Source organism: Cyanobacteriota bacterium, from assembly GCA_025054735.1.
Lineage (GTDB): Bacteria > Cyanobacteriota > Cyanobacteriia > SKYG9 > SKYG9 > SKYG9.
This window is the reverse complement of sequence record JANWZG010000374.1, coordinates 1-3,957: the sequence shown is the minus strand read 5'-3', so window position 1 is coordinate 3,957 and position 3,957 is coordinate 1. Positions and strand designations below refer to the sequence as shown.

The following is a 3,957-nucleotide window of genomic DNA, read 5'->3' as shown; positions in this document are numbered from 1 at the left end:
CTAATTCTTTAAGTGATGCATCAGCCCGTGCTGAGAGCCTCTCGATGCGGGTGGCAGTGGCTGCTGGCAACCAAGGCACGGTTGCTTTCACGAGTTGCTCTCGCATAAACTGCTCGCTGGTGTGTAACCGCTTGAGCACCGAGTCAGGAGCCACCTCAGTGAGGATCACGTCATCAGTTGCGATGTTCTCGTCTGCCCTACCCATTGCACCCCATTGCTCTACCAGCTACGCTCAATCAATCAACTTAAGTTGCATAAACTGAGGTTCTTGTGACATTAACTTATTTTACAGTAAGCTACAGGGTGTCTTGGTCGTGAGTGCAGCAATTAGCCTAGAGACTACTAACGCATTTGTGTCGGTTGCGAGCATCTAAGAACAGAAGCTGTTGGTATAGCACAGCAATCTTAGGCAGAGCAACACCAGCTTGGTTGGCAACACGTAGGGGATTACCGACGATCGTCTCCACCTCTAGGGGACGACCTGAGTCAAAGTCGAGCTTCATGCTAGTCAGATATGGCTTCATTTGATCAGTGTGAGTAAGCATCGTCTGCACAAATTCATCGGAAATATACCGATTTTGGCTAGCGGCTCCAGCAACTACCTCAGCCATCAGATCCATGACCAGTTGGCGGCTGTGAGGGTTCTTCATGATGGCATCTGTTCGGGCATCTAGCACTACAGATAAGCCGTTATAGGGGATATTCCACACCAGCTTTTTCCACCGACCTAGCAATAAATCATCAGTACAGGTGATTTCAATACCAGCATTGCGAAACTCGGCGGCTATCTGCAAGAGACGATCGCTGATCCCACCGGGTGCATACCCAGGGCGAAACTCTCCCAGGTTGATTGAACCATAATCTAAGTGGTGAATCGTTCCTGGCCCAATCTTGTTAGAGCAGAGGAAGCTGAGACCACCTATGACACGATCGTCACCTACGATCGCGGCCACGTCTGATTCAACTCCCAAACCATTCTGTAGGACTAGAACTACACCATCTGTTTTCAGCACAGGTGGCAGCAATTGGGGCAGTAAGTGATTTTGTGTAGTTTTCAGTGCTACGACTACCACGTCGCAGGGCGGCATCTGGGCAACATCCTGATATGCGTGGACATGGGGTAGCTCAAAATCACCAGCGATTGATTTTATGACCAAGCCATGCTGACAGACATGGTGATAGTCACTGCGCAACAGAAAATGCACATCTATGCCCGATCGTTGCAACCGTGCTCCATAAAATCCACCTAGTGCTCCAGTTCCCAGGATGGCATATCGTCGAGTTGCGTTCGTCATCTCTTCTAGTTCTTTGTGATCATCCTATAGGATCATAGGGGGAGACTGGCAACGATCGCTGGCAGTAACCTGTTTAGGTATACTTGCTGTCAAGAAATATCACAAAATTTCAGCCTAACCGTTGAAATTTATACTCTTGCTGGAAGAGATGCTAGCGTAACCTGAAGGATTGAACCATTGGGTGACATTGAACTAGCTAGGTAGAAATATTGATGCATATTTATTGATGTAGGCGTTACAAAATCCCCCAAAGCGCTTATTGTTGGCTTGACACTACTTAACGTTACTAGCTTGATCCAAGCGGGTACTTTAATACGTAAGGGTGTTACTCCTGAATTGTCCTGATCAGTTCCTGTCGAGAGTGTTAAAGGATCAGGAGTAAGGCGTATAAAGCCTGACAACCTCAGTTCATTTCATTATTAAGGATTACAACTATGGCTGTTGAAAAAGTTAACTCGTCCTCTAGTTTGGCTGAAGTCATTGATCGCATCCTAGATAAGGGCATCGTTGTAGATGCATGGGTACGAGTTTCACTAGTTGGTATTGAATTGCTGGCAATTGAGGCTCGTGTTGTGATTGCATCGGTAGAAACCTACTTGAAGTATGCTGAAGCTGTTGGCTTGACTGCTCAAGCTGCGGTTCCAGCCGCCTAAAGGTTGACGATCGTTACCTCTAACACCAACTGATTTGGTTAGGTGCGCTACTGTTAACATCCTACTAGCGCGCCTAGCTAAGATTGTCACACTTCTGACTTTGACGACTTCACAGACTTCACATAGTCCTTGCCCTACATTTCTCTCTCAAACAAAAAGTGGGGATAGGGCTTGTAAGTAATTGAATGTATTGTCAGAGTTTAGGGGATTGGTATGAGCCTGGATTTTACGGATTTCATCCTAGGTAGGTTGATAGTTCAACATGAAACTTAACTAGTTACAAGTCACGTGCATCCACCCAAATCAAACATATTGATATGTTCACTCCAACAGTTTGGGAGGAAACTTGAATGGGTTCTCTGAAAGATGAGTGGCAGCAACAGCGACTCCAGCGGCAACACGATGTAGTTCAACGTCGGCAGTTAGTACAAGATAGCCTACAGGCAACTCAAGTAGAATTGCAGCAACAAGCACAGGCATTACGGAGTGACTTGATGCTGTTTCGGGCTAACCTTACTCAAAGTGATGTCGATCGCCGCCACCGAGCCATGGCAGACCTCGCTGCATTGCGCCACGATCGAGTACAGCTACAACATAGCGTTCAGCAATTGCTAACAGCACTGCAAGCGCAGCGTCAAGTGCAAGCATCTCACCAAGCTCAATACCTGAGTACCTATGTCACTAACTTACGGCAGCAGGTACAAGCGTTTTTGCAGGTTCAGGCCGATGAGCGACAACAGCAGGCTATGGTGTTGATGCAGCAGTTAGATGACTATGTACGGAGCCTCCAGCAGCAATCAGCTGAGTTTTTGGCAGCAACGACTGCTGAGAGGATGCGTATGAGTCAAGAGTTACGCCAAGACTTGCAGGACTTTCATGGGTTGCTCACATCAACAGTCGCCGTAATGCGGCAAACGTTTCAGCAACAGAACATAGCTCGACAATCAGAGGTGCAAGCTTTGGCCGTGCAAACCCAAGCTCTGCTTGCAAACTTTCACGACGATCGCATGTTAATGCAAGTGCAAATCACCAAAGACTTAGCTGATTTTGTAGACCAGTTACGTACTAATGTTGCTAATGCGATCAGCCAGTTGCACCAAGAGCGTATGGTGGCAGCAGAGCAGCTTGCTCAAGAGTTGCAGACATTTCGAGAAAACTTGCGGGCAATCGTCTGGGGAGATGGCACTACACAACCCTTGCCTAGCCCAGCGGTCAAACCCGCTGCACCCAAGCCCTCACCTCTCGTGGCTGAGCCTGTTGCTCCGGTTGCGCGCTCAGTTGCAGTACCATCAGCACCCGCACCAGTTGCTGCACCTGTGCCGCAAGTTAGTAGCCCTGCACCCGTTGAACCTGAACCGGTTCCAGTCTCACCAACGCCCCTTGCCGCTACCAGCGAACAACTCACTAGAACCAGGGTTGAACAGCAGGTCTATGAGTATGTTCAAGCTGTCCAAGGCGCTAGATTAACTGACATTGAGTCTGCTGTTGGTATTAATCGTTTTCAAGCTGTTGATGCACTCCGCTCCCTCATGCAGCGTGGTGCCATCACTCAGAAAGATCGCGTCTATCTTGCACAATGAGGAAGTAAGCTGTGACCACAATTTTGCGTGCTAGCCCCCGTCGATTTGTCAGCACACCAGCGATCGAGCGCATTGCCATGCGAGCACTGCGTTATCTTCAGTCTGGGTTTTCCATCCATTTGCGCGGCCCCGCTGGAGTAGGTAAAACTACTCTAGCCTTGCACCTAGCCGATTTGATAGGTCGCCCGATTATGCTGTTGTTTGGTGATGATGACTTCAAAAGCTCTGACCTGATTGGTAACCAATCTGGTTATACCCGCAAGAAAGTCGTGGATAATTTCATTCACAGTGTTGTCAAACTCGAGGATGAAGTTCGGCAAAATTGGGTTGATTCTCGCCTGACGCTGGCTTGTCGCGAGGGCTTTACTCTTGTCTATGACGAATTTAATCGATCGCGCCCCGAAGTTAACAACGTGCTGCTCTCAGCCT

The 3,957-nt window shown here is 48.4% G+C and carries 5 protein-coding genes; 3 read left to right on the top strand and 2 right to left on the bottom strand.

The genetic code is table 11. The features are described from left to right. Nucleotides 1–205: hypothetical protein (locus tag NZ772_15250; GenBank protein MCS6814911.1), on the bottom strand; the 205-nt coding region annotated here is incomplete at its 3' end. 127 nt (nucleotides 206–332) lie between these two features. Next, nucleotides 333–1,295: a putative 2-dehydropantoate 2-reductase gene (locus NZ772_15245; protein MCS6814910.1), complete on the bottom strand. Its 963-nt coding sequence runs from the start codon at nucleotides 1,293–1,295 to the stop codon at nucleotides 333–335. 434 nt (nucleotides 1,296–1,729) lie between these two features. Between NZ772_15245 and gvpA the strand changes: the two genes are divergently transcribed. The 3 genes from gvpA to NZ772_15230 form a co-directional block, all read left to right on the top strand. Further along, a complete protein-coding gene (gene gvpA, locus NZ772_15240) occupies nucleotides 1,730–1,948 on the top strand; it encodes a gas vesicle structural protein GvpA (GenBank protein ID MCS6814909.1) in 219 nt (72 codons plus the stop codon). A gap of 350 nt (nucleotides 1,949–2,298) precedes the next feature. After that, a complete protein-coding gene (gene gvpC / locus NZ772_15235) occupies nucleotides 2,299–3,528 on the top strand; it encodes a gas vesicle protein GvpC (protein MCS6814908.1) in 1,230 nt (409 codons plus the stop codon). Between the two features lie 11 nt (nucleotides 3,529–3,539). Beyond that, a partial coding sequence (locus tag NZ772_15230; GenBank protein ID MCS6814907.1) for an AAA family ATPase occupies nucleotides 3,540–3,957 on the top strand: 418 nt, incomplete at its 3' end.